Origin of the sequence: Streptomyces alanosinicus (genome assembly GCF_014650595.1) — a bacterium.
GTDB classification, from domain to species: domain Bacteria; phylum Actinomycetota; class Actinomycetes; order Streptomycetales; family Streptomycetaceae; genus Streptomyces; species Streptomyces alanosinicus.
Window position 1 is genome coordinate 639,408 of record NZ_BMVG01000001.1, and the last position, 25,744, is coordinate 665,151.

The following is a 25,744-nucleotide window of genomic DNA, read 5'->3' on the forward strand; positions in this document are numbered from 1 at the left end:
GCCCAGCGTCGGCGGCACCGGTGCCGTACCGCCATGGCGGCCGTGTGCGCCGAAGTCCCTCCCGTCGCTGCCGTCCAGCGGTCGTGCGGCGGTGCAGGAGTTCGCAGCGCACTGCCTCGTTCCAGCCCTGGATCGCGTGCTTGGCACCGCGGAAGGCGGACTGGAGGGGGATGCCGCGGTAGGCGAGCGCCGAGCCGACCTGTACGACGACGCCGTGGCCGCGCGGCAGCATCCGGCGCAGGGCTGCCTGCGTGCCGTACAGTCGTCGGCTGCGACGTCCAGCCCGTTTCGGCCCCGCGCCACGAGCGCGACGTGGTCGCCCCGTGCGGCGAAGGCCCGTGCGGCGGCCCGGCCGACGCCCCCGCTGGCTCCGGTGACCACGACGACGCGTGGACCGTACGACCTGTGACTCGACCGTCGGAACATGACTGCTGCCTCCGTTTCCCGCCGGTGTCACCGGCACGGGGACGGCCTCCTGCCGGGTCATACGAGGTCGTCCAGGTGGCGTTGTGCTCTGTCGAGGGAGCGGCGGCAGCGGCTCAGGTTCTTCCATGGGTTCTCGTGTGTGTCCAGGCGATCGGCGAGAGTGCGCAGGGTCCAGCGCTGCGGGCCCAGCTCCGGGTCGTCGAGTTTCGCCCACGCCAGCGGGGTGGCGACCGGTGCGTGCGGGCGGGCGCGTACGGCGTAGGGGGCGACCGAGGTCTGGGCGTAGGCGTTGCGCTGGGTGTCCAGATAGAGACGGTTCCGGCGTTTGTTCTTGCGTGCTTCGGTCGTCAGCCGGTCGCTGTGCCGTGCCGCGAGCAGGTCGGCGACGCGCCGGGCGAAGTGCCGGGCGGTGTCGAAGTCCGTGCGCCGGTCGAGCGGCACCAGGAGGTGCAGGCCGCGTGATCCCGTCGTCATCAGCGCGGGCCGCAGCCCCAGCTCGGTGAGCAGGTCGCCCAGCCGGCGTGCGCCCCACCGGACGTTCTCGAAGCCGTCGCGTGCGCTGTCGGGCGGGTCGAGGTCGAAGACCAGCCGGTCGGGGCAGTCCAGGCAGTCCGCGGGGCTCAGCCAGGGATGCGGGGTGATGCACGCCTGGTTGGCGAGGTGGACGAGGGTGGCCGTGTTGTCGCAGACGGCCATGGTGAGACGGCCGCCCTCCTTGGGCACGCCTACCGTGCGTATCCAGTCGGGGAAGTAGTCGGGAACATCCTTGTGGTAGAAGGACTTTCCCCCGTACCCGTCCGGGTAGCGTTCCATCACCAACGGTCGCCCCCTGAGGTGGCTCAGTATCAGGGGCGCGATGCCGCGGTAGTAGTCGACCAGCTCGGCCTTGGTGATGCCGTCGTCCGGGAACAGCTCCTTGTCCGGGTTCGACAGCGGCACGGTGCGGTTGCCGACCCGTATCTGCTCCCGCGTCCTCGCCCTGGTACTCATGGCGTCTTCCTCGGTTGTCTCCGGGCCATCCGTGCACGGGCGGCGACCGCTCCCCGACCTCTGCCGAGTACCCGACGGACCTGGTGCCATGAGGGCGCACGACTCGGTGACAGTGCGCTACACGGTTATGACGACGAGCAGCACCGCCATCCCGACGGCGAGCCAGGCGACGTAGTCACCGAGGTGTCCCGAGTGCAGTCGGCGCAGGGGCACGATCACGCGCCGTCCCACGCCTTCACAGACGGCCGCGGCCCTGCCCAACGCCGGTGACCGCAGCGTGGGCCCCCAGACGGCGGTCATGGCGAGGAGCACCGCCAGGGCGGTCGAGGCAAGCGCGAGAAGCACGCCCTCGGCGCTCCAGCCCACGTCCGGCACCGGCGCGGACGGTGCGACGGCGTGGCCGTGGAGCGCCGCCGCCGTATCGGTGGTGCGGTCGGTGAACTGCCGGGCGGCATGGGCGAGGGCGACGCCGAGGCCGGGGAGCAGTCCGACGGCGAGCGCGGCGGCGAGCAGTACGGTGGGCACGGCGAGCATGGGGACGGGGATCCGGCGCTGCGGATCGCGGATCTCCGGTTCCTCACCGCCGCCGGTGGTCTCCGGACCGGTGTACCGCTCGCGCGGCCGGGGCCCGGCACCGGCGAAGATCCGGGCGGCGGCCCGTAGCACGGCCCCGCTCGTGAGGGCCGAGACCAGCACGAACACGGCGGGGAGCCAAGGGAATTCAGCCTCCCCGGCATGCTCGGCGACCGCCTTGCCGAGGGCCGTCCCGAACGGCGGCAGTCCGGCGAGCCCGAGACCGCCCACGGCGAACAGCGCGCCGGCGAACGGCAGATCGCGGCCGCGCCGGTACGGCCCGTGCTCGTCGACGGAGCCGTGCCGGTCCAGCAGGACACCGGTGGTGGCGAACAGCGCCGCCTTCACCCCGGCGTGGGCGGCGACGTACAGGGCGGTGCCGGCCGTCGCGGCGGGGTGAGCAGTGCCGTCCCGGTGAGGAAGAGGCCGACGTGCCCGACCGTGGAGAAGGCGAGCAGCCGCTTGAGGTGGCGCTGCTGCCAGCACATCACGGCCCCCACCAGTGCCGTCAGCACCCCGGTGGCCACGAACACGGCGCGCAGGTGCGCGTGCGTGATGCCGTGCGGTCCGGAGAAGACGACCCAGTAGACGCGTGCGGTGCCGTAGACCCCGAGTTCCACCATGACGCCGGAGAGCAGCATGCATACCGGGGTCGGCGCGACGGAATGGGCGTCCGGAAGCCAGAAGTGCAGGGGCACCACCGCCGCCTTGACCAGCAGTCCGGTGACGATCAGCACGAAGGCCACGGACAGCAGGGCGTCGGGTCGGTGCCGGGCCAGCTGCGCACCGATCTGCGCGAGACCGAGCTCACCGGTGCGGGCGTAGACCAGCCCGATGCCGAGCAACGAGCAGTACGCACCGAGGGAGTTGACGACTACGAAGACCAGCGCGCCCTGCACCGGCCGCGGGTCCTCGATGCGATAGCCCGTCAGGGCGTAGGCGACCGCGCCCATCAGCTCGAAGAAGACGAACGCGTCGAACAGGTCGCCGGTCAGCGCGAAGCCGGCCATGCCCGCCTCGAACAGGAGGATGAGGGCGGGGAAGGTCCCCGCGTGCCCTTCGGGCGGCTCGTCGAAGTAGCGCCAGGAGTAGACGACGACCGCGAGCACGAGCGCGCCGGTGCAGTGCGAGACCGACGCCGATCCGGTCGCCGACGAGCACGATGCCGACGCTCTCACCGCGCACCGGGGACCAGCCGCCCAGCCACGAGACGCTGTGCCCGTCGTCGGTGCGCAGCCACAGCCGGGCGAGGCACCCGACCTCCAGCACCGCCCAGACGGTGACCAGCGCATCGATGGCCGGGCGCGGCAGCCACCGGCCGACGACCACCAGGACCACGGCGCCCAGCAGCGGTACGGCGATCACGAGCGGCAGCAGATCGGCGGTACGCACCATGCCCGGCCCGCTAGCCCTTCAGCCCGGTCAGGGCGTCCGGGTCGACCGTGCCGTGCCGCTTGCGGATCTGCAGGGCGAGCGCGAGCAGCAGCGCCGTCACCGTGGCGCCCACCACGACGTCGGTGAGCGCGAGCGCCTGGACGACCGGGTCGACGGTGCGGGTGCGCAGCGGCGTGTCGGTGAAGTACGGCGCGATGCCGCCGCGCCGGTACCCGACGGTGAGCAGCAGCACGTACGTCGACGACTGCGCCACCGTGAGACAGCCGACGGCGTGGATGATGTCGCGGCTGGTGACCATGCCGTACACACCGGCGAGGAAGATCCACCCGGCGGCGAGGAAGGGCAGCATCGTCATGTGCCGCCTCCCGAGCCCGGGTTCCGCGCCGGTCTCACCTCGACGGCCTGGTCGAGGAAGGAGGCGAGCAGGACGATGATGCCCGAGCCGACCTCGACGCCGACCGCCGCGTTCAGCAACGGCACCAGGCCGCCGGAGGAGAGCTGCCCGAAGGTGCCGAGCGGCAGCACGTTCTGGAGGTAGGCCCCGCCGGCGATCAGCCCGGCGAACCCCAGAGCCACGAAGGCGCCCGCGCCGAGCGCGTCGGCCAGGTCGAGCACGGCCAGTGGGCGGACGCGTTTCAGCACCCGGTAGTCCGCGGCCACATACGCCATGTGCAGCCCGGTGGCGAGAATGACACCACCCTGGAAGCCGCCGCCCGGCGACAACTGGCCGTGCGCCACGATGTACACGCCGGTCAGGAGCGTGACCGGCACCATCACCAGGCCCAGCAGCCGGGTGCTGGGCAGGACCCGCCCGGCCCGCGGCGGACCGACGCGCTCATCGCGGGCACGGCGCAGCAGCACGAGCGTCCCGAGCACCGAGGCGAACAGGATCGACTCCTCCCCTAGGGTGTCCAGGGCGCGCTGGTCGAAGTTGACCGAGGAGACCACGTAAGCGGTGCGCTGCCGCAGGAACGCGGCCACCGCGCGGGTGCCGTATGGGTGCACCGCCGTCCCGAAGCGCGGCAGCCCGGTGCAGGCGAGCGTGTACGCCACGGCGAAGACGACGGCCGCGGCCCAGAACAGCCGGATGCGCGCGCTACGACTCATCGCCGCCCTCCTGCCCGCGCTCGACCCCGTCGTGGCGCGAAGCCGTGGGGCGGCGCACCTTGCGGACCGTCAGCAGGATGAGCAGCGGGGTGACCGCCGTACCGACGGCCAACTGGGACAGTGCCACGTCGGGTGCCTGGAGAAACGTGAACAGGACGGTGAGGCACAGACCGAGGACGGCCAGCAGGACGGCCTGCCGTACCGGGTCGCGGGCCAGCGCCGCGGCTGTGGCACTCGCCGCGACCAGCACCAGTTCGCCGGCGATCAGACACTCCTGGGCGACGGCGGTGCTCACTGCGGGGAGTCCCTTCGCAGCAGGTGTTCGTGCTGGGCCGTCGCCCGGCCGATCGCCATCGCCGTGACCGCCCCGCCGAACGCCACGATCACCGCGACGAGAACCAGCTTGACGGCTGCGCGCCCGGGGCCGGACTCGACGGCCAGGGCGAGCGCGACGAGCGGAGCGCCGACCGTGGAGGCGGGGGTGAGGGCATGCAGTCTCTGGTACGGCCGGGGGAGGGCCACCAGGCCGGCGGCGGACACCAGCAGCACACCGGTACCGGCGACGAGCAGGACGAGTGCACACACATGACGGACAGCCATGTCACGGCTTCCCATGGGCCTGGGCGTCGGGGGCCTCGATCGACCGGCCGCCGAGGAAACGGGCGAAGACCAGCGTTCCGGCGGGTCCCAGGACGGCGAGGACGAGGCCGAGGTCGGCGAAGGAACTGCGGCCGAATCCCTGGGCCGTCAGCAGCAGGACGGCGGTGACGACGGTGGTCGCCAGACTGAGCCCCGCGAGCCGCTCGACCGCCGAGCCCCGGCCGGCGGCCCACACGCACGGCGGCATCCCCAGGGTCAGCAGGACCGCGATCGCGACCAGCCAGACGTTCATCGACGCATCCCCTCGGTGAGCACATCCTCCAGGCGCGTACGGTCATCGGTGAGAAAGTGGGCGACGGCTGTCTGCGGGGCTCGCCCCGTCTCCCGTGGTTCGAGTACGTCGACGACGTATGCGCCGGGGGTGGACGACAGCAGCGCACAGGCCCACGCGGCACCCGCTCCGGAGGCCAGTGTCATCTTCTTCAGGCTCCCTTCCGGGGAACGGCCGCCGAGGGCACGCGCGGTGACCCCGCACAGTCCGACCAGGTCGGTGAGAACCGCGCCGGGCCACGCGAGCGCGGCCGCTGCCCACCGCCGGGTGTCGCCCAGCCGGGCGTGCGAGGCCGTGTGCACGGCCCGTGCGGCGACCGCCGCGATCAGCGCTCCGCCCGCGACGACGACGAGTTCGAGGGGCGAGACGGTGCTGATGAACAGGACGTTGACGACGACCAGCACCGCCCACCAGGCCACTACCTCGCCGAGTGCCGCCAGGGCTGTGCGCATCGGCCCTCCTCACCCACGTGCGTCGCCGCGGACCAGCAACGTGTACCGCGCGCCGCCATCGCCATGCCCCGTGCACGCCGGGGAGGGCGACCCCTCGGGCCGAGCGTCACCGCGATGGAGCATCGTGTACGCCGTCAGGGCCGGCAGACACAGGACACCGTGTGCAACCGGGTGTGTCTACCAGTAGTGGCGTCTGCCGCCTATGGCGTGTCCGACGGAGCCGAGGAGGAACAGGATGGCTCCGATGAGGAGCAGGATGATTCCGATCGTCCACAGGATGCCGATGTGCAGGACGAATCCGACGATGAGCAGGATGACGCCGAGTGCGATCATGGCGCTCTCCTTTCTCTCCGGCTGGTGTGTTGCTCAGCTGTCCGCGGCTTGCACCGCGTGCCGGTGGACCTGGGGCCGGCCTCCTTCCGGTATCTGCTACCTGCCGTGTTCCCGTTCTGCGTGGATTACGTCTCCTCGGCGAAGACGGCTCCACTCCAGATGACGCGGATCGGGCACCGCGGCCGCAGCGTGCGCGTGGGTGTGGGCGTGCGGGGCGCAGTGGCCCGAGATCTGCAGGCCATGGCTCCGGGCCAGGGCGGCGACGCGTAGCCAGACCGTGATGCCGCCGCACCGGGTGACGTCGGCCTGGAGGCAGTCGACGGCGCGGGCCATGGCCTCGTTCGCGCGGGGCACGTCGAGGACGGAACCGCCGGTGACCACGTCGGCGAGCAGGTCGTCGATGACGGTGTAGACCTCGCTGTCCACCCGCTCCACCGGCCACATCACGGTCACTGGCGCCCCCCGGGCAGGAACTCCTGCACCTTGGCCTTGAAGCCTTGGCGGGCCATGGCGGCCCGGGGCCGAAGGCCGACACATCGATCGGCACCGGTTCGTCCGGGACCGTGTACAGACGGGCGTTCTCCACGGTGTAGTGCCTGCCGTGGAGGCTGGTCTGCTCCCCGGTCAACAGCCGCCGGATGATCCGGAGGGCCTCCTCCAGCATCTCCAGCCGTACCGGTGCCTCCGGCCAGACCGTACCGAGGATGTGTTCGTTGAGCGCCTCGCCGGTGCCCACGCCCAGCCGGAAGCGCCCGTCCAGCTGCACCGCGCTGGTCGCGGCGGCTTTCGTTCCACGGGTGATGGTGGTCCGATATCCACAGCGACTTGAAGCCGGCCTGCCCGGCCATGCGCGCCTGCTCGACGAGTTCCGCCGGGCCGTGGCCGGGCCGTGCTCCTCACACGACAGGAAGTATCCGAAGCCGGGCATCACGCCTCCCGGAGGGAACATGTCGGATCCTGGACGCACGGGTACCCGCCGGATCGCCGTCCGCGCGGCCCCGGGTCCGACGATCAGCGTCCACTACTGCCAAGACACCCGTGCCTCGCCCCTGCCATAGGGGATGTCATGGTCCGAAGAAGCGCGAAACCTGTGTGCCCGGGCCGAGTTGGACGCGCGCACGGAGCACGATCCGCACGACAACGCCACCGCACGGCGGACTTGGGTGGACGAGATCGGTGACGAGATCGTGGACGAGATCGTGGACGAGATCGTCGTCAGCCAGGCCGCCTGCCTGCTGTCCGCCCTGGTCGGACCCGGCGCCGCCCCCAGCGCCGGAGTTGCTGTGGTCGAGGCCGCGCTGCCGGTCACAGGGACCGGGTGTCGCTCGCCGGAGGGTCGGACCTCTCGTCGTTCTCCGCCTCGTCGCCCTCGGCCTTGGCCCGCACGTCCCGCGGGGTCGGGGCCACGATGCCGCGTTCCTCCGCGGACCGCTCTCTCGTCTTTTCGCCGGGCTGGGTGTCGCCCCTGCGGTTGCGGTGGGCATTCATGGCAATGTCCTCTCCTCTGTTCCGTTCCCAGACGGCGGGTCGGTTGTCCATCCGGCGAGTACCCGGGTACTCGGAATCCGTAACGGCCCGCGCAGGGCTCAGGACCAGGCCGAGAAGGGGCGACAGGCATGGCCGGAACGACTGCCGGCGCATCCGGCCGCGATCACGACGCGACGCCGTACCTGCCGGGACGGCGCGCGGGACTGCCCGGGCTGCGGAAGGCCGCCGCGCAGTGCCGGGGTTGTCCGCTGTACCAGGACGCGACCCAGACCGTGTTCGGCGAGGGCGACACGACCGCACAGGTCCTGCTCATCGGTGAGCAGCCCGGGGATCAGGAGGACCGGCAGGGCCGGCCGTTCGTCGGCCCTGCGGGCAAGGTGCTGAGACGTGCCCTCGCGGATGCGGGCATCGATCCGGAGCGGGTGTACGTCACCAACGCGGTGAAACACTTCAAGTTCACGCTCCCCGAGGGCCGCAAACGCCGGATCCGCAAGGCCCCGACACTCCGCGAGACGACCGCCTGCCGGCCCTGGCTGAGGGCCGAACTGAGGGTCGTGGCGCCGGAGGTGGTCGTCGCGCTCGGCGGGACGGCGGGCAAAGCCCTGCTCGGCTCGGGCTTCCGGGTGACCGAGCGACGCGGCGCCCTGCTGCCCTGGACCGGCCTCGCCGGGAGCGACGGAGACGGCGACGGGGCGGGCGGAGCCGAGCAGGCGATCAGCGGGCTGGTCGCGACGATCCATCCGTCCGCCGTGCTGCGCGCCGACGACGCCGACCGCACGCGGGTCTACGACGGCCTCGTCGAAGATCTGCGCATCGTGACCCGCCTCCTGGCCGACGGCGACCGAACCGGTCGGTGACCGAGGGCCGCAGAAGGTGACCATGCCGGAGCCGCCCGACGTCGAAGGCTTCCGTGACGTGCTGAACCGCTGTGGCCGGGGCTGACCGGAACTGGCCGGGGCCGGTGCGTCCGGCGGATCGACGTGCACGACACGGATGTACTGCGCGGCGTCGGCGTGCGGCGCCTGCGACGGGAGGTGGAGGGGCGGCGGCTCGGCCGGCCGTCGCGGCACGGGAAGTTGCCGGTCGTCCCGGTCGGGGACGGCCCGGCCCTCGTCTGGCACTTCGGTATCACCGGTGAGCTGGTGTGCGCCTGCGCCGACGATCCGTCGGCCGTCCAAGACCGGGTCGTCCTGACCCTCGACGACGATCGGCAGCTGCGCTACCGCGACCAGCGCAAACCCCAGGGCATACGGCTGACCCCGCATCAGCGCGCCCTGCGGCGGGCGCTGAAACGGCTCGGCCCCGATGCCCCCCAGATGCCCCGCGCCGACTTCCTGGACCTGCTCGCAGCGCGGCGGGGCGCCGTCAAAGGCGTGCTCATGGACCAGTCCCTCATTGCCGGGCTCGGCAACCTGCTCAGCGACGAGATCCTCTGGCGCGCCCGCGCGGCACCCCGGCGCCCGGCACGGGAACTCGACGACGCCGAGACGCGCCATGTGTTCACGGCGATGCACGGCGTACTCGACACCGTTAACGCGACCATGACCTTTCCACAGGTCAGATCGTTTCTGCACCAGTGGTGCGTGGTGGGGCGGGTGGGACTCAAACCTAATTTGGTGACGCGCCTCACCTGCGATTTCGCCGACGGAACGGACATATCCGCCCGTTTCCATTCGGCTGCATCCTGCTCGTCCGGGGGCCGTTAGGGCGTGTTGCACACCGTTTCCGCCCGCCCCGCAGAACTGGAGGCCCCAGGGCATAACTCCGCGACCGCCTCCGGCTCCGCCGGAAGGCCCTTGCTCTGCGATGAGGCTTCGCAGCCTGCGGCGCTCAAATACACCACCGGCCTGCGGTTACGTTCCGTAACGAGCGTTGTCGCCAAACGCCGTTCGCCGCCATCCACTATCCGCCCCGACCCAGCCTCGGCCTGAACCAACCGCACCACCACGCACCCGCCACCTGCACCACCACGGCCTGCTCCACTGGCAGCTTGCGCACGGAGGAGGCCGACATCACATCGGCCTGGGACCATCCTCGCGGGCGCGGGGCCCCTCATTCACCTCGTGAATCACACCGTGGCCGGTACCAACTCCCGCGTGCGCGGGGACCACCCGTCGGGCTCGATGACGATCATGTGGCCCTCGGGACCAACCCCGCCTGCGCGGGGGCCGTCCGGTCAATACGTCCACGCGACCTCAACGGTCTCCGACTGGTCAAGCTCTGTGGTCCTGATGTCCGGTTCGAAGTCCACCGCCGCACGCCTCCGGGATTCCCGTTACTGCGCCCCGAAGGTGACGTTGCCGTGGACGTCGCGAGCCTGGATGAGGTTCGTGACGGTTCCGCTGTTGGTGTTGTGTAGGTCAGGCATGTCGGGCAACTCGCGTACGACGTCGAGCAGGGTCGGGCGCTCTGCAAGAACGGCAGCCAAGTATCCAGCCCAGTACGCTCTCTGGACAGCCTCGTCATCACCCATGCCTGCGGCCTGGGTGTGGGCCGTGTCCAGGCGGCGTTCGACGTCGGCTCGCGCTTCGCCGGTCTGCCGGCTCCAGCGGCGGGCCAGGACGTCGCGTACGTGTGTCCAGCCGTCGGTGAGGATCGCCGTGACGAGGGACTGGGCGCTGGGCAGGAGCACGGATGTCATCGGATCCATGAGGTGATCACGCACCTTTGCGGTTCGGCTTCGCCCGTCACGGTGGAAAGCAGCTGACGGATGCGCGTAGTGCTGATGTCGTACGGGCTGAGGGCTTCGAGGACTTGCAAGCGGCGTGCGAGGCAGCCGGCCACGCCCCGGTCGCGTACGTGTGTGCCGCATCGCAGGGTGGTGCTCTGCCACGGATGAGGTGCTGGTCCCTCGCAGCCCGCAGGGTCTCGCGCGCAGCCTCGCCGGATACGAACCTGATGTTGTCGTGTGCTACGGGATTCCGTGGCGACTGCCCGCGACTGTGCTGCGCGTACCGCGGCGTGGGGTGTTGAACGTCCATCCGTCGCTGCTTCCGCGACACCGCGGGCCGATGCCCGTGCACTGGACCGTCCGGCACGGCGACGAGGAGACCGGGGTGACGAATCACTGGATGGACGAGGCGTCCGACAGCGGCCCGGTCGTGACGCAGCGCGACGGCATTCCCCTGCCGGACGATCTGACAGGCGACGTGATCTTCACACAGGTCCGGGAAACGATCCGGACTCTGGTGCCAGAGACACTGGCCCTGGCGGAAGACGGTTTCGCGGGGACGCCGCAGGACGAGTCGCCGGCGTCGTACGAGGGTTCTATGGGTCCCGACAGCGCGATCATCGACTGGAACCGGCCGGCCCGGGAGATCCACAACCTGGTGCGGGCCTACCCTTTCGGCCTGTTCACCGTGCCCGAGCCGCTGGCGGTCGTTCGGGGCAAGTGGGTCAGCGTGCTGCGGACCAGCGTCAGCGAGGTGAGCGGCGTCAGGATGCGGTGCGGGGACGGGCCGCTGTGGGTCACCGAATCGGTGTCGGTTCCGGCTCGTGATCGCTGGCTGGCCTCGTCGTGAAGTGGTCACCGCTGGGCCAGGCTTTCCCGTAGCCGCACAGCGCGCGGATCGGTGAACGCTGCGAGCAGGTCGCATGCGTCAGCTCGTGCGTCAGCGGCCTCCTGCGGTGTGCCGGCATGGTCCAGGGCTTCCGCCAGGTGCGCCAGCGTTCGTGCCATCTCCCATGTCTGGTCAAGGTCGCGGTAGGTGACCACTGCCCGGCGGTGGCTTTCGACGGCTTCCTGATCGCGGCCAAGCTGCAGATACGTCTGCCCGAGGCCGTCCCAGGCTGCGGCTTGCCGGGCGCGGTCGCCCAACTGTTCTTGGAGTGCGATGGCACGACGGTAGGAAGCCAGTGCCTGAGCGGTGTGCCCGGTGGCGCGTTGAGCGTCACCCAGGGCCAGTAGCCAGTAGCCTTCGGCGGCTGCGCTGCAAATCTCCGTGGCGATGGCGACGGCCTGCTCAGCATGTGCCAAGGCAGCATCCGCGTTTCCGGTGTCCAGCTCCGCCGCGGCGAGGAGCCGGAGGCCATTGCCCTCGGCGTGGCGATCACCGTGGACCTTGAATACCTCGATTCCCCGGCGCAATGGACCAAGTGCGGTGTCAGGGTGCCCGATTTCCAGTTCCACCTGCGCAAGATTGACCGCCACGCGAGGCTCCCAGAATCCGTCGTTCAGCGCCGCGAACAGCTCCCTGCTGCCTTCGAACGCCGCTCGTGCCTGCACGAGGTTGCGGCGCCGTAGTTCAAGCAGACCAAGGCCGTTGAGCGTCAGCGCCTCACCGAAGGTGTCGCCAACATCCCGGCGCAAGGTCAGCGCCGACTCGTAATGCTCGGCGGCGGCTGCCAGGCACTGGGACTGGGCGTACGCCATACCGAGGCTCTCCTCCAGCTCGGCTTCGGCGCCCAGGTCGCCATCGCGCCGGGCGGCCTCCAAACCGATCTGCGAGGTGGCAAGCCAGTCCTGAAAAGGATTGTTGGTCATGTAGACGGCACGCAGTACCACCGCCAACTGCCAGGCGATCCGGTCCAGCCCGCCACTCGCGGCCGCGCGCACAGCAGCCACCAGGTTGTCGCGTTCCGCCTCGTACCACCGCATCGCCTGCGCCTCGTCGGCGAACCGCAGGGCGGGCACTCCTCCATCGGCAGGTACCAGCTCCACGCGAGGCTCCTGCGGCGCGACGCGGGTCTGAACAGCGTCCGCCGTGTGTAGGTACCAGGTCAGCACCCTGCGCACCGCGTCCTGACGCTCCTGGGGGGTCTGTTCCAGCCGTGCCTGATCGGCGGCATAGGCGCGCAGCAGGTCATGCAGGCGGAAACGATCAGACACGGTCTGATCGACCATATGCGCGGCAGCGATAACATCGAGCAGGCGTCGCGCGGTACGGACGTCGACTCCTGCCAGAGCTGCTGCGGCCGCGTCGCTGAAGTCCGGCCCGGGGTGCAGTCCGAGCAACCGGAAGAGCCGGGCGGCATCTGAGGGCAACGCCCGATAAGACCATGAGAACACGGGACGCACCGCCTCAGATTCCTCGTCGCCGTCTGCCGACAGAACTTCCCACCGCCCGGACTCGTCACGCAACTCGCCGATCAAATCCGCCAGGTGCATCAACGGCCGGCCCGCCGCACGCTCGGCAGCAATCCTGAGCGCCAACGGCAGACGCGCGCACAGCGAGGCGAGCTCCGCCACCTGAGCGGGATCGTCCCCGTCCCGGTAGCCCTGGGTGACACTGCGCAGCAGGGCGACCGAACCATCCTGGTCAAGCACATCCAGCGTGAGGCGCCGCGCCCCCTCCCGGATCGTCAGGCCAGGCAGACGGTGCCTGCTAGTCACGATGACCAGGCATCCAGGAGTCGCCGGCAGCAACGGCCTGACCTGGGCCGCGCTAGCGGCGTTGTCGAGCACGATCAGCAGCCTGCGGCCGGCAAGCCATGAACGGAACGCCGCGGCCATGTGCTCACCTTCAGCATGAACCGCGTCCGCAGGAGCGCCAAGCACCCGCAGGAAGCTTTCAAGAACCCACTCGTGCCTGACCGGGGCCTGCGGGTCATAGCCGTGCAGGTCGGCATACAACTGGCCGTCCGGGAACCGGTCACGGACCGCGTGCGCCCAGTGCAGCACCAAAGACGTCTTGCCGACCCCCGCAGTGCCGGTTACCAGCAGCACCCGTGCATAGGCGAGACCGTCATCGAGCAGACGGTCAAGCACCTCCCGCTCAGCGCGTCGGTTGACGAAACCCAGCCCGGCCAACGGCAGTTGGTACGGCACCGGAGGCCGCACGCGGTCGGTCGCCGGAGCGTGGAAGTGTATCCCGCCCTGCACGTCGCGGGCCTGCACGACGTCACGGGCGGTGCCGGAGAGCGAGGAGTTGACTTCCTCGCGCGGCTCATGCACCCGTCGGAGGCTTGAGGTGAGCCACTTCACGGTCGAAGAACGTGCCGATGCCCTCACCCAGCACGTACAGCTCCTCAATCCGTGCCGCGACGCGATCCCTCGTTTTCACACCGAGGTACCGCACGGCCCCTTCCAGGACACCCTCCGCGTCGTAAAGGATCTCGTACACCGTGTCGTCGTTCAACGTGACCAACTCCGGGACGAGACCCTCGCGTTCGTATGCGGCGATGTGCTGCGGGCCAATGACGCGGATCAACTCACCGCACTCGGCCCGCACACGCAGCAAATGCAGCTCCCACTGCAAGTACGGCGTGAGCGGCTGCTCCACCACACGGACACGCAGCAGACGACACCGATGACGCGCGGCCAGACGAGACAGTTCGAGCAGCTCGGCACGCTGGGCCTCGATCAGCCTCAGCGCCTCCTCCCAATCCCCCTGGGCAAAGGCATCCCAGCTCGCATCGCCCGGCTCACGGAAGTCCTGGCGACGTTCCATCTTCCACGAATCGAACCCGTCAACAGCGAAATCCCTGCTGCGGAAGTCCCCGCGGTAGACCTCCAACCCCAGCCGCTCGCCGGACAAGGTGCCAAGAAGGTCACGCATCCGGAATGTGCCTTTGGGCAGCCAGCAGAGTGACACGTGGGATGACCACGAGGCGTTCCCCGCCGCCGATCACCACATCATCGGGCAGCCCCTCGGAATAGACCGCCGTAAGGTCACGGCCGATGACCGCGAAGTCGCCGTTGTCGAGTTCCCAGATGTCCGGACAACCGTCCCTGCCCCCAGTCGTACCCAACTCGGCCGGCGAGGGGCCGATGCGCCGGGCCAGCCGCGCCTGCGGATCCGCGTCCCACGTACCACCCATACGTCGCCCCCCTGTGAACTTTGCCCAGACCAGCTACCCAGCGTACGGAGACCACAACAGGCCGTCCACAGGCGCTCGCGGGAATCAGCCATCTGCCACAGGCCCTACCAGAGAGGCTGCGTACGCGGACAGCACCGAGATGTATGACAGGAACGGGGCGGGTGAACCACGACAAAGGCATCCGTCGGAGGGGGCCGTAGCTTGACCCAGGTGGCTTCGGGGACCAACCCGGCGTGCGCGGGGACCACGGCTCCCAGGGCGCGGCCGGCTTCGCAACGTTGGGACCACCCCCGCGTGCGCGGGGACCACGACTTGCACGCGTCGGCCACCTTGATCAGGTGGGGACCACCCCCGCGTGCGCGGGGACCACGGATCGTGCCTCGTTCAGGCGCGCGGCGTGCCGGGACCACCCCCGCGTGCGCGGGGACCACAGGCCGTGAACTGGGCTTTTAGGCGTCCAGCACGCGGGTTTTGATTGCTTCCACGGAAACGGACATTCCACCCGCCAGTAGGTTGGCGGGTGGTGAACAGTCACGGCGTAGTTGTTTCACCGGTTTCCGAAGCGTCGTCTCTTGGCTGCCTTGCTCCAGCCTTGGCCTGGTGGGCTGGGAGGAGTGGTGTCAGCCACAAGAGGTGCTTGTGGAGAAGGCCGGTGCAGGAGGGTGAGGCCTTCGTGGTCGGTGGGTTGCCAGGCGTGTTCGTGGGTGGCGAAGGTGAAGCCTTGTTCGTGGTTGGCCTGGTAGGCGAGCAGGGCACGCCCCTTGCCACGGTACTGGCGGACTTCCTCCCAGAGGATGTCGCGCACTCGGGTGGTAGGGGCGCCGAGGAAGACGCCGGGAGAAATTTCCAGAAGCCAGCGGGTGAGGAATCCACGCAGGCCAGGAGGGCAGTTGGCGAGGATGATGACCGTCACCAGATGGGCTCCTCGTGGGCGCGGTCAGTGGTCGGACGGTCGTAGTTGCGTCCGCTTGGGACAAGCAGACCACCGTCCGATTGCAGCGTCACCTGGTCCTCTGTCTCGTCGGTCGCCTTGCTGTCGTGGGGTGCGAGGAGCAGGTTTTTGATGTCTCGTACGCAGCGGTCGAGCAGGTTGGTGGTGTTGATGCGGTCTCGCAGGGCGCGACGAGTTCGGGCTGCGATGTCTTCTTCGCCCTGAGCGGCTGCGTCGAAGGCAGCTGGAATACCGATGTCTGTCCTGTAGAGGTCGGCGATGTCCAGGACGAAGGAGCGTTCGTGTCCGGAGTGCACGAAGCCCAGGCCTGGTGCACAGCCGAGAGCCACCACAACGGCGTGCGCCACGCCGTACATGCACTGAGCGGCTGCGGTGACGGCCTGGTTGGGGGTGTCGCCAGCGGTGAAGTCACCGTGGTGGTACTCGCGTCGGCGCCAGGAGACACCGGTGCGGGCTGATTCGCGGCGGTAGCACTCCTTGACCCGGCGGCCCTCCATGTTGAGCAGTTCCTGCCGGGTACGGGTGGAGGGGTCGTCCTCAGGGAAACGCAGCCGGTACATGGAGCGAGCGATGTCGAGGCGGGTACGGCGGTTGGCCCAGGCTGTTGCTTGCGCTTCGACGAGTCGGGAGGAACGGGTCAGGGCCCGGCCGCCCGCGTAGAAGCGCACCCCGTGTTCGCCCACCCAGACCACGCCGGCCCCGCATTCCCCAAGCACGGACATGGCCTGATGGGTCACACGGGTGCCTGGGCCCAGGAGAAGCGTCCCGATGGTCGCTGAAGGGATGTGGGCGACACCGTTCGCGTCTGTCGCCGTGATCGCATTGTCGTCGCGGTGGATCGTGCAGCGTTCCAGGTAGATGAACGAGATCCGGTCGCCGACCCGGGTGAGTTCGCGGGGTGAAGAGGCACTGCGCTGACTGACCGTGCTCATGGTGCCTGCACGGGGGCGAGGGTCATCAGGCCGCAGCCGTAGGCCTTGGCCTTGCCGAGGCCGTGGGTGAGGGTGCGTCGGAAGGCGTCGATGTCGGTGATGCGCAGCCGTCCGTCGAAGGTGACCTGGGTGATGCGGACCTGGTTGCGGGAGGCGGCCTGGGTGTCGCGTTTGCCGAATTGCCGCGGCATACGGGTGTGCACGATCACTTCGTGCTCGTGGCCGTGTTCGGTCAGGCGGCGTTCAGCAGGGGACCGCAGCACTTCGAAGCCGGCGCGTTCTTGCCGTTGCAGCAGCCAGCCGATCTGGTGGCGGGGCGTGACGTGCGCCGCGCGCTTCGTTGGTGTGTCCTTGGGATCTTGCGGCCTGCGAATGTAGTGCACGGGGTTGGCCGTGAGCCGGAATCCCCAGCTGCTGTCCAGGGTGAGGCGGTCGAGGAACTCGTTGTAGGCGAAGGTGGTCCAGCCCGGTTGCTCCAGGCCGGGCCAGCCCGCCTGTTCGACGAGGTGGGTCAGATCGGGACGGCTGGGGCTGACGATGAACAGATCGGCACGTGCTGCGGCGGCCGGGTCCACCCGCCACAGCACCCGCGGCTCCGCCCCGTCGCGGGGCGGTGGGTCGGGGAAGGCCATATTGACAGCCCCGTGCATGAGGTGCGGTGAACCGAGCAGGCGACGCGCGCCGGGACGTGCGGGGTTGATACGGAAGCGGGTGAGATACATCAGCTGGTCCTTGGGGGGTGCTCCGTCGTGCTGGCGTGTGCGGGTGAGCCGAGGGCACGCAGAGCGGCAGTCGGGTCGTGCTGAGCTGGTGTGCCCGTGGGCGGGCGCGCAGGCACATCAGCGTGGCTGGTGACAATGCCGCGCAGTGCGTACTGCCGGTGCCGGGGGTCGAAACTCACCGGACTGTCCCGCAGAGACAGGTGAGGGACCTCGCCCGGCGGACAGTCGATCAGCACGTCCAGCTGCGCAGGGCCGGCCGTGTCCTGCCCGCGGCCTGCCTCACGTTCGATACGCCGCCGGTACCAGGCGGATGCCTGCCACGGCGCGGTGTGCAGGGCACTTTCGAGCTGGGCGTGCTGCAGCGGCTCACCCATGTCGAGGGGACGTGCGGGTGGGCAGGAGCGCCGGCCGAGATAGGGCAGGAAGCGCGGCGCACGCACGGCACCGTACAGGCGTTGCAGCAGCGCCGTTTCTCCTTCGACTCCGGCGACGAAGACGGCATCGGCGAGGTAGAAGCGTTCGGACAGCGGCATGGCTTTGCCGGAGTCGGCATGGTGGGCGGTGTGAAAGTCCCGCAGGCGGGAGCCGGGCTGGTCGATGCGCACGCCGAACCTGAGTGCGGCTAGGTCGGAGAGGTCAGCGTCCCGGGGTCGGCCCTCGGCGGCGGCGAGCAGGCCGAGCACGCCGCTCTTGGTGGGCGCGTTCTCGGTGCTGCGGCGGGCGAACCGGGCAGCAGACCCCCAGGCCTGCAACGGACCGGCGAGCCGCAGCAGCAGCACCGTCATGCGTCGGCTCCGGCTGCCATACGCGTTGCCACCGCCGCGCGCACTTCACTGATGAGATGCTCCAGTGAAACGTGCCGGCCGAGAGGAGCCAGGGCCTCCGTCTCGTTGCCGACGCGGAAGACCCAGCTGAGGTCGGGGTCTTCGATGCTGTACTGCTTTTCCAAGTCCAGTACATGCTCGGCGAGTTGGTGGCAGCTCGCCCGAAGGTATCCGCCGCTGGCGCCCTGCGGGACGGGTTCCTCGAAGGCGCCGACAAAACTCACCGGCCGGCGGTCACGGAGCTTCACGATCACCGCAGCGGGCAGGGTGTGGTTGCCGAAGGTGTTGATCTTCCCTGTGGGAAGGGAGGTGATGAAGGCTTCCAGGAACGCACCGGCCGCCCTTTCCGCGGGTGTGCCCGGTGCTTCGTCGTCTCGCAGTCCCAGGCCGAGGTTGCGTTGCAACTCGTCGATGTCGACGGCGGCGTAGCGGTAGAGGGTGGCGGAGTTGAAGTCGACGGTACCGATCATGCCGGCGCCGGGTTCATCGTCGTTGCTGAGGTCGTCGACGGCTGTGTAGAAGTCGGACTCGATGTCCGATTTGTGGACGCTGATGGCGTGTGCCACCTGCGTGGCCGCCTCGACATTGAGGTCGGCGGAGTCGGCAACCATCCGTCCGAACAGGGCGATGTCCACCGAGTGCCGGGAATCCACAGCCTGCCGGGCCAGAGCCTTCTTCCCCTTGTCCTTGAAGGTCTCCTGGAGTGTTTTGACATCCCCACCGGGCCCGCTGGCGTTGATTGCCACATCAGCGAGGGCGTCCAGTTGCCGCCGGCTGAGGAACATCAGATACGAGGACACGGGCGCGTCGGCCGCCTCTTGGCCGTCCTTGGCTTTCCGCTTCGGCACCTCGATCTTGGTCCCCGTTGCCACCTTCACCGTCTCGGCGGCCAGCTCAACGGCTACCGGCTGCAGTGACTCGTTCTTGGCGGTGATCCGCCCGGCTACCGCTTCCACGATCTTCTTCGTGCGGACGCCGAGTTCCTGGGGCGGCAGCAGCTCGTTGAATGCCTCGCGTGTAGCACGCTTCCAGGCCTGGCTGGAGACCCGCGCCCGCCGCACGCCGCCGTAGTACGCCGACTTTGGTGTTCCCGTGTCATCGCGATTCAGGTTGCTCGGCGGGACAACCTGCAGGATGTGGATGTCGAGAATGGTCCGGGTCACTGTGATTTCCGTTCCTCTGTAGCGTTGAAGTCGCTTGGACTGGGGACAGGACAGGAGGAAGGCAGGGGTCAAAACACCCGCGATCCGTGCGTGAGATCTGTGAGATCCCTATTCGCCCACGTCATCGGCCCTCAAGTCGGGGTGTGCTCAGGAGAGGGAGGCGTACCCTCTTCGCCGTCCAGCACCGTGTTGCGGTAGGTGCGGTGGAAGTCGCGGCCCCAGGAGCGCCTGACCTCTGCCTGGCCCGCCTCGGGCTGCCAGCGATAGAGCTGGTCGGCGAGCAGCCCGTAATCCAGCGGGATGCGCGCATTACGCAGCAGCAGAACCATCTCGCGCAGACGACGGCCCAGAGTGTCGACGTCCGTCGATGTTCCGATCCGCACGAAACGCTTGCGAACGGTGGCACTGACGCTTTCGACGACGGCACGCTGTCCACTCTCACGTGCTACGGCGGACGGAGCCTCGTCGTCCGGATGAGCGGGCGTGGGAGACGTTTCCGTGTTCTCTTGAGCCAGCCGCCGTGCAGCCCGGCCCAGGGACCAACCGGGGGCATGCATTGGTTCGTCGCGCACCGACTGTTGATGAAGTGCCCATAGCGTCACGGCCAGATGAACCGCTTGGTCCTCGCGTTCCTCACGCTGTTCGTGCTGACGCTGCGCCTGCGCTACCAGGTAGCGCGTAATGTCGTTACCTTCTTGCTCTCGTTCCTCCCGAAGCTGCGTGAGTGCTTCCAGATCATCAAGGCCCCAACTGGCGGGCGACGTATGCGGCTCATGTCCAGCCTCGCGCCGCAGGCGCGCTACGGCTGCCACCGCGGCGGGAACGTCGCTCCGGTATCCCCTCTGCAGCCGGTTGACAGTGCGCAGGGCGGCCTCGCGGACCAGGGAACGGTCAGGCTTTTCGACATCCCCGCGGGCACCGGGCAGCTGCTTGGGCGTGCTCATGATGTGCTCTCCGTACGCTCGGCGGGAAGGGCCCGCGGGCCTGGCTGGCGCGGGAGGGGAGCCGTACTCGCCCTCTGCTCTGTCGGCGGGCCGACCACGGTGTGAAGCCTGCTGCGGAAGATGTGCTCGGCCCGGCCCGTATCCATCAGCCGCCTGCCAAGGCCAGGGATGTCGACCAGCCGGCCCTCGTCGGCCGCGGGACCTGCCGCGTCGAGCAACTGTCGGCCTAGCCGCAGTATGTGACGGCGTACCGTGGCCCGCCACTCACGGCGTGCCGTCTCAAGGTCCTCGAAGGCCAGCAGATCCTTCAGCCACGCCCGATACGGTCCGTCCAACGTGCCGAAACCCAGGTCACGAGCGGCAGTGACGTGAGCCGCCGGCTCCGTACCCGCAGCACGGGCCAGATTTCCGGCGAGCTGACCGAGCGCCGTGACGGCCCCGTCCGCGTCGCTGACGGCGTCGACTGCCACCGCGCCGAAGACCGGGTTCGCCGCGTGCAAAGTGATCACTGGCAGGACCACTGAGTCGTCCACGATCTCATCCACTACAGACTGCTGAGTGCCGTACACGGCACCCACCAGACGCAGCCGCACCAGCGTGCCGGGGTCAATCTCACTGGCGACGATCACCTGTGTGAACCAGCGGACGATACCGGACGGAAGGACGCGGTCCGGCTCACCGCGATTCCCGCCGTCCGAGGCCTGCCGCCGGGCCGGCAACAACGCGCTCAGTCCCCGCCACGCAACCCTGCTCGGATCGTGCCTCAGCGGTGTGTAGACGAGGGGACGGCCCTGTTTCTTCTCCTGCGTCTCGTTGCGACGCCAGCTGGACATGGGCTCGGCCTTCCACGGAGCAGCGAGCACCAACGGGTCCCCGTAGCCCAGGACTACACCAGTCACGGCGCCGCCGCCGTCCGCATGCAGGCGGATCCTGCGCGACTGCCAGGTGTACAAGTCCCGCAGTCCCACAGGACGCGCCCCGCCAGACGCATCCTTGCGGGCCCCTGCCCCCAGGGAAGCCTCTCTCCGCCAGACCGGTACGTCCTCCCCCGCCACGTCCTCGAAGCCGACCTGGACCTCTTCCAATGCAATGAGGTTGAGCAGCAACGTCTCCCGGAGCGTGGCCCCCTCAGCAAACACCCCGCCGAGATGGCCCAAGGACCCCACGCCAAGGGGATAGACCTTTCCCGCCTTTCCCCGCTCGTCACCCACCATCGCGGACTTGATCCCTGAGGTGTCGAAAGAGTGGGCGTGCACGAGCCACCGGGCGGCCTCCGCGTATGAAAGCGAGTCGACGCCGGGACGGCGCATGGCGAAGAGGGGCTCGCCCACGGGTACGTCGGCGACGATCCGGCTGAGCGGGGCGATCTCGTTCTTCACCGTTTCAAGGCCAGCGACTTGATAGAACGGGCGCTCCGGGTCGAACAGGTCGAAGCGATCGCTATGGCGTGCCAGATACTCCGGCACGGCGGCGAACGGATTGGTCGACAGCCACAGATCCTCCCAGTCCTCGACCTCCGCGGGACCGCCCAACGCGTCGTAGAGGACGGCAAGCAGCAGCCGAAGCAGAGCAAGTTCCTGTGTCGGGACGTCACCCACCAGCCGGCGCAGAGAATCCGCCTGCTCGAACAGGCCCAGTAGGGAGACCAAGCCGACCGTTCCGTCCGCACCCTGCACCGGCAGCCACGGCTCTGTGGCCAGATTGAAGGAAGGCGGCCCGCCAGACTGGTGCGGCGCCTCACCGCTCATCCCGTCCCCCTCACCAGGTCCAAGGCGTTGCCCGTTAACGCCCTGGCCACCTGACCCGGCCGACGACTCGTTGTGCTCACGCTCGTTCCCCTCTTCCCCCGTACGCGCATCCATGACGGCAACTTCCCTAAGCTGCACGCAACTTGAGACAGTCGTGGGCGCGTCAGGGGACGTCACCCGCAGACCGTCCGCACGGCTGTAGGTGAGGACGAAGCCTGCCAGACGGGTCTGACAATCCGAGTCGAGAACGAGGATCAGCTCCCCTGCGAGCCAGGGGCACTCCTTCGCCTGCCAGGCCGGGACCAGGAACTGTTCCAGCTCTGCAATGGTCCGATCCATCATCTCGGGCGTGCGGCTGAACTGGCTCGGGAGGGTGAGCGCGCTCGCCGCCACCGCCTCGCATGCACGCCGGCTCGGAGGGAAGTCGACAGGCAGTTCCAGGCTGCCCCGGCCTTCTTCCGCTTCGTCGTCCAGCCACGGCACAGTCGTCAGTCGGCCATCGGCCTGCCGTTGGACAACCAGAACCTCCAGCGTCTCTTGGCTGTCACGCACTTGAGCCCGCCCCTTAGTGCTGTCGTCCACGTCACCGGCCGAAGCCTCAAGCCATCCGTACACCGGCCGACCAGCGCGCCGGGCCGGATCGAGCAGAAAGGCCTCTGCCTTCTCCCTCTTCTCATCCAGCAACCGCCGGTGTGCCACATACGTCTCGTTGAGCCGTTCTGCCCAATGTGAAGGCCCCACCGGCTCGTCTCCGTAGGCAGCCTGCACCAGAGGACTGATGCAGCCCGGGAGCTCCAACTCCCGTCCGTTCAGATACGGACCGAGCACCGCCAGCGAGCGCAGCAGGGTGTACTCACTGCGGTAGACGGCACGCGTCCCTTTGACCGGTTGCTCCGGGGTGGCCTGCCAGTCCACGCCAGTGATCAAACAGCGGGCCTGCGCCAGGCGTGATGGCCGGTTTCGAACATGCCGGTGCAGCCGGCCCATTCGCTGCAGAACCAGGTCGACAGGGGCAAGATCGGTGACCAGCAAATCGAAATCTATGTCGAGTGACTGTTCTACCACCTGACTGGCCACCACCACGTGCTGGTGAGGGCGTCGTCGGCCATCCGGCCCAAACAGCTGTAGCAGGTCGGCATCCCGGGCCGAGCGGTCCGCCGCGAGGAACCGGGAGTGGGCCACGGTGACCGCCTTGTCCCCCAGCCGCGCCCGCAGCACATCCGCCGTCTCCAAGACCCGGTTCACGGTGTTCCGCACGACCAATACGCAGCCACCGTCTACCAGTTCACTCTCAAGACGGTCTGCGAGTCCGGCCAGATCATCGTCCGCCCGCTCCATGTGTACCGAAATCCGCCGCCCGGAGGCCGCCGCAGGACGCGCCGTGAGGACCGGATGACCAGGAGCCGCAGCGGTGACCAACGGGTACGCATCAGCATCCGTCTCCACCTTGTCGCCCGAGGTACCCGCATACGCGGCCACCAGCGCGTGCCGGCGTTCCGACGGCAACGTGGCCGACAACAGCACAACCGGAACCCGGTACGCCGCCAGCCACTCCAGCACACGGTCCAGATACCGGTTCATGTAGGCGTCATAGGCGTGCACCTCGTCGATCACCACGACCTTGCCCGCCACCGCCAGATGCCGCAGCGCGAGATGCCGACTCTTCAACCCAGCGAACAGCACCTGGTCGATCGTCCCCACCGCGAACGAAGCCAGCAACTGCTTCTTACGCCCCCGCAGCCACTGATGCGCATGGAACCCGGCCGGCTGAGCATGCCGCGCTTCGCTCCCCTCGCCCCCGTCCGGATCCACGGCGACGATCGCCCTCCGCCCCTGCCGCAGCAATCCCGCCCACACATCGTTCAACGCAGCTTTCGCATGGGCAAGCACGACAGAAGGCCGCCCCTCCCTGTCCTGTCCGGCAGCCGAAAGCCTCTCCAGCCACGCCAGCATGCGAGGGAACATCGCGTCCCCCGTCGCACGCGTCGGCAACGCCACGAGCACGCCGCCCGCGCCGGACCGCGCCGCCAGGACCTCCGCCGCGGCGAACGCCGCCTCGGTCTTCCCCTCGCCCATTGGAGCCTCGATCACCAGCATCCCCGGCGTCGGCATAGCCCGAGCCATCCGTACCGCGTCGGCCTGAACCGGCCGGATGGCCGCCTTGTCCAAATGGGCGAACCGCAGCCTGAACAAGTCCTCGGCTGCTTCCGCGGGTTCCAACGGAGCCCACGGCCTCGGCAGGTCCAACCCCGCCCAGGCTGCCGCCAGCCGCCGCCGCTCGCCCACGGGACCAACGGGATGCCAACTCTCGGGGTCGTAGGGGAACAGCTCGGGTGAACTGGCCACCCAGTCCGCAACGATCACGCAAGCCGTCAACGCCACCTGAACGGTCTGCGGCAACCGAACCTCAGCCCACTCGCGCAGCCGCTCCGCCACCCCGGCCGAGGCGGCACACCCGTCCATCAACTCGAACTGAACCCCGCGCCACACGCTCTCACTCGGCCCCGGGTGCCGCATGAGATGCGGACGAAGCTGCAAGTCGTGAATCTGCTGGTGATCGGGGAACGTCCCATGATGGCCACCCACCACGACGGCAAACTGACCAGACACCCGCCCACGCAGCCCGAACCGATCAGCCATCCACTCCTGCAACAGCAACTGCCCAGCCAGCCCATGAGGCGCCATCCGCCGCTCCTGGCCGTACTCACGGGCAAGCGGCATATCAAGCCCCGCGTCTCGCATCGCCACGGCCAAAGGCTCAACCTGACAAGCGAAGGCAGGGCTCGCCTTCCCCACGTCATGGACCCCGGCCAGAAACTCAACGAGTTGACGAGCGTCAGCATCTCCGCCGGGTAGCGCCTCGGCCACCAACTCCCTGACGGACGAGGGTATCCAGTGTTCCCACATCCGGCGGGCAACGGCCGCACTGTCCGTCAAGTGTCGCCACAGCGGCAGCCAACCACCCGTTCCCCGGTCAGACTTCGCCCATACGGACTTCGCCGCAGCAGACAACTGACCGAATGGCGGAACACCATCCCGGGATCCGGGACCCTGAACGCCTTGTGACATGACTCCGCCTTCCTGCGCGGCACGGCAGAGCTGTCTGCCTAGACACGCCGAGGAGGTGAATGGGTGATGCGCAGCCGCGCGCGCAGAAGGCCGAGCGCCCAGCGTCAGCCACAGCCGACGCCAGGCTCATCCTCTCTGCATCTGTCAGACGTGGCGCAGCCTGAACGTATTCGACCGCAGAACCAAGACCACGATCACCACGACCGCTCCCCACACCAACGGTGCAGTTGGAGAGGGAGAAGACGGGCAAGTGTTGATGAGGGCTAGCACCAGGCCGTACCAGAGGCTCTGCCGGTGCCGCGAACTCTCCGCTCGTTCCTGAAACATGCCGTTGCTGCTACTCACAGGTAGAGTCGCTCCTGTTCTGGGTTGCTTCAGCTGCTCGGACAGGCCGAGCCTGTGTCTCGTTTGCCGCGGGTGCACAGACTCGGCCCTTCTTGTCTTGACCGTAGCGGATCCCGACGCTCCTTGCGGGCTAAGTCCCGTTATCCGAGGGCGAGTTAACGCTTGCGGCGCAGAGCCCCAGTTGGACCAGAAGCATGCAGAGCAGACCTTCAGTTCTGGTGGGGACGGCGCCCGCGGCCGCCATGCTGCGCCTCTGAAAGACGTCCACCCGCAGCTACTTCCCAGCCCCGCAGACGCGAGGAGCACGTTCACACGGACGCGTGCGGCGCGGATCCCCAGGGACCACCCCCGCATGCGCGGGGACCAAGAAGCCGCTGTCGTCACACATTCGCTGGAGATGGGACCACCTCCGTGTTCGCGGGAAAAGGCTACCCGGAACTGGTGTTGACCGGAGCTGTGAGGGGACTACCTCCGCCGGCGTGAGGACCACAACATCTCGGTGGCCAAGGTTCCACCGCGCAGGGACAACCCCTGCAGGCGCGGGGACCACCCGACGGCCTTGAGGGCGATCATCTGGGCGATGCAACCACC

Annotated in this window: 24 protein-coding genes and 3 pseudogenes; 3 read left to right on the forward strand and 24 right to left on the reverse strand. The window is 68.8% G+C overall.

From position 1 onward, the window contains the following. Positions 1–82: 82 nt before the first annotated feature. The 13 genes and pseudogenes from IE277_RS02915 to IE277_RS02975 form a co-directional block, all read right to left on the reverse strand. Positions 83–426 (reverse strand): annotated as a pseudogene (locus IE277_RS02915) (SDR family NAD(P)-dependent oxidoreductase); the annotation flags it as partial. 57 nt (positions 427–483) lie between these two features. After that, positions 484–1,416, reverse strand: coding sequence for a non-homologous end-joining DNA ligase (ligD, locus tag IE277_RS02920; protein WP_189948179.1), 933 nt, complete (start codon positions 1,414–1,416; stop codon positions 484–486). 117 nt (positions 1,417–1,533) lie between these two features. Further along, a pseudogene (locus tag IE277_RS02925) lies at positions 1,534–3,384 on the reverse strand (complex I subunit 5 family protein). Between the two features lie 10 nt (positions 3,385–3,394). Continuing rightward, entirely contained in the window at positions 3,395–3,739 is a 345-nt protein-coding gene (locus tag IE277_RS02930; protein WP_189948181.1) for a sodium:proton antiporter, read from the reverse strand. Beyond that, the gene (locus IE277_RS02935; protein ID WP_189948183.1) at positions 3,736–4,491 is read right to left on the reverse strand and encodes an MnhB domain-containing protein; all 756 of its coding nucleotides are present in this window, start codon (positions 4,489–4,491) and stop codon (positions 3,736–3,738) included. The genes IE277_RS02930 and IE277_RS02935 overlap by 4 nt, the downstream gene beginning before the upstream one ends. Further along, positions 4,481–4,786 carry a Na(+)/H(+) antiporter subunit B gene (locus IE277_RS02940; RefSeq protein WP_189948185.1) on the reverse strand — a complete coding sequence of 102 codons (306 nt, stop codon included), beginning with the start codon at positions 4,784–4,786 and terminating at the stop codon, positions 4,481–4,483. Before IE277_RS02940 ends, IE277_RS02935 begins: the two co-directional genes overlap by 11 nt. Next, complete coding sequence (locus IE277_RS02945) at positions 4,783–5,091, reverse strand: cation:proton antiporter (RefSeq protein ID WP_189948187.1); 309 nt, start codon at positions 5,089–5,091, stop codon at positions 4,783–4,785. Before IE277_RS02945 ends, IE277_RS02940 begins: the two co-directional genes overlap by 4 nt. A 1-nt stretch (position 5,092) precedes the next feature. Further along, positions 5,093–5,383 carry an MrpF/PhaF family protein gene (locus tag IE277_RS02950; RefSeq protein WP_189948189.1) on the reverse strand — a complete coding sequence of 97 codons (291 nt, stop codon included), beginning with the start codon at positions 5,381–5,383 and terminating at the stop codon, positions 5,093–5,095. Continuing rightward, the gene (locus IE277_RS02955) at positions 5,380–5,874 is read right to left on the reverse strand and encodes a hypothetical protein (RefSeq protein WP_189949264.1); all 495 of its coding nucleotides are present in this window, start codon (positions 5,872–5,874) and stop codon (positions 5,380–5,382) included. Before IE277_RS02955 ends, IE277_RS02950 begins: the two co-directional genes overlap by 4 nt. A gap of 177 nt (positions 5,875–6,051) precedes the next feature. Continuing rightward, positions 6,052–6,207 (reverse strand): DUF6131 family protein, encoded by a 156-nt coding sequence (locus tag IE277_RS02960; protein ID WP_189948191.1) that lies wholly within the window; start codon positions 6,205–6,207, stop codon positions 6,052–6,054. Positions 6,208–6,303: 96 nt separating this feature from the next. Further along, positions 6,304–6,651, reverse strand: coding sequence for an enolase C-terminal domain-like protein (locus IE277_RS48725; protein WP_373310718.1), 348 nt, complete (start codon positions 6,649–6,651; stop codon positions 6,304–6,306). Between the two features lie 73 nt (positions 6,652–6,724). Next, a pseudogene (locus IE277_RS02970) lies at positions 6,725–7,135 on the reverse strand (LLM class flavin-dependent oxidoreductase); the annotation flags it as partial. A gap of 377 nt (positions 7,136–7,512) precedes the next feature. Beyond that, positions 7,513–7,695, reverse strand: coding sequence for a hypothetical protein (locus IE277_RS02975; protein WP_189948193.1), 183 nt, complete (start codon positions 7,693–7,695; stop codon positions 7,513–7,515). A 128-nt stretch (positions 7,696–7,823) separates the two neighbouring features. On the opposite strand from IE277_RS02975, the gene IE277_RS02980 reads away from it, so the two are divergent. Both IE277_RS02980 and IE277_RS02985 read left to right on the forward strand, forming a co-directional pair. Then, positions 7,824–8,552 carry a UdgX family uracil-DNA binding protein gene (locus IE277_RS02980; protein ID WP_189948195.1) on the forward strand — a complete coding sequence of 243 codons (729 nt, stop codon included), beginning with the start codon at positions 7,824–7,826 and terminating at the stop codon, positions 8,550–8,552. 81 nt (positions 8,553–8,633) lie between these two features. Beyond that, a complete protein-coding gene (locus tag IE277_RS02985; RefSeq protein WP_189949177.1) occupies positions 8,634–9,401 on the forward strand; it encodes a DNA-formamidopyrimidine glycosylase family protein in 768 nt (255 codons plus the stop codon). A gap of 569 nt (positions 9,402–9,970) precedes the next feature. Here IE277_RS02985 and IE277_RS02990 read toward each other — a convergent pair. Next, complete coding sequence (locus tag IE277_RS02990) at positions 9,971–10,345, reverse strand: hypothetical protein (RefSeq protein WP_189948197.1); 375 nt, start codon at positions 10,343–10,345, stop codon at positions 9,971–9,973. 256 nt (positions 10,346–10,601) lie between these two features. Here IE277_RS02990 and IE277_RS02995 point away from each other — a divergent pair, with 256 nt between their 5' ends. Then, positions 10,602–11,216 (forward strand): methionyl-tRNA formyltransferase, encoded by a 615-nt coding sequence (locus tag IE277_RS02995; RefSeq protein WP_229880738.1) that lies wholly within the window; start codon positions 10,602–10,604, stop codon positions 11,214–11,216. A gap of 5 nt (positions 11,217–11,221) precedes the next feature. Here IE277_RS02995 and IE277_RS03000 read toward each other — a convergent pair whose 3' ends face one another. The 10 genes from IE277_RS03000 to casA form a co-directional block, all read right to left on the reverse strand. Then, a complete protein-coding gene (locus IE277_RS03000) occupies positions 11,222–13,588 on the reverse strand; it encodes an ATP-binding protein (RefSeq protein WP_229880535.1) in 2,367 nt (788 codons plus the stop codon). Beyond that, positions 13,581–14,192 (reverse strand): DUF6879 family protein, encoded by a 612-nt coding sequence (locus IE277_RS03005; protein WP_189948199.1) that lies wholly within the window; start codon positions 14,190–14,192, stop codon positions 13,581–13,583. Before IE277_RS03005 ends, IE277_RS03000 begins: the two co-directional genes overlap by 8 nt. Continuing rightward, positions 14,185–14,454 (reverse strand): hypothetical protein, encoded by a 270-nt coding sequence (locus IE277_RS03010; RefSeq protein WP_189948201.1) that lies wholly within the window; start codon positions 14,452–14,454, stop codon positions 14,185–14,187. The genes IE277_RS03005 and IE277_RS03010 overlap by 8 nt, the downstream gene beginning before the upstream one ends. Before the next feature lie 547 nt (positions 14,455–15,001). Further along, a complete protein-coding gene (cas2e, locus tag IE277_RS03015; protein ID WP_189948202.1) occupies positions 15,002–15,367 on the reverse strand; it encodes a type I-E CRISPR-associated endoribonuclease Cas2e in 366 nt (121 codons plus the stop codon). Continuing rightward, positions 15,364–16,338, reverse strand: coding sequence for a type I-E CRISPR-associated endonuclease Cas1e (gene cas1e / locus IE277_RS03020; protein ID WP_189948204.1), 975 nt, complete (start codon positions 16,336–16,338; stop codon positions 15,364–15,366). The genes cas2e and cas1e overlap by 4 nt, the downstream gene beginning before the upstream one ends. After that, complete coding sequence (gene cas6e / locus IE277_RS03025; RefSeq protein ID WP_189948206.1) at positions 16,335–17,060, reverse strand: type I-E CRISPR-associated protein Cas6/Cse3/CasE; 726 nt, start codon at positions 17,058–17,060, stop codon at positions 16,335–16,337. Before cas6e ends, cas1e begins: the two co-directional genes overlap by 4 nt. After that, on the reverse strand, positions 17,060–17,845 hold the full coding sequence (cas5e, locus tag IE277_RS03030) for a type I-E CRISPR-associated protein Cas5/CasD (RefSeq protein ID WP_189948208.1): 786 nt from the start codon (positions 17,843–17,845) through the stop codon (positions 17,060–17,062). Before cas5e ends, cas6e begins: the two co-directional genes overlap by 1 nt. After that, positions 17,842–19,047 (reverse strand): type I-E CRISPR-associated protein Cas7/Cse4/CasC, encoded by a 1,206-nt coding sequence (cas7e, locus tag IE277_RS03035; protein WP_189948210.1) that lies wholly within the window; start codon positions 19,045–19,047, stop codon positions 17,842–17,844. Before cas7e ends, cas5e begins: the two co-directional genes overlap by 4 nt. Positions 19,048–19,178: 131 nt before the next feature. After that, positions 19,179–19,991, reverse strand: coding sequence for a type I-E CRISPR-associated protein Cse2/CasB (gene casB / locus IE277_RS03040; RefSeq protein WP_189948212.1), 813 nt, complete (start codon positions 19,989–19,991; stop codon positions 19,179–19,181). Next, positions 19,988–24,808 carry a type I-E CRISPR-associated protein Cse1/CasA gene (gene casA / locus IE277_RS03045; RefSeq protein ID WP_189948214.1) on the reverse strand — a complete coding sequence of 1,607 codons (4,821 nt, stop codon included), beginning with the start codon at positions 24,806–24,808 and terminating at the stop codon, positions 19,988–19,990. Before casA ends, casB begins: the two co-directional genes overlap by 4 nt. Positions 24,809–25,744 lie beyond the last annotated feature (936 nt).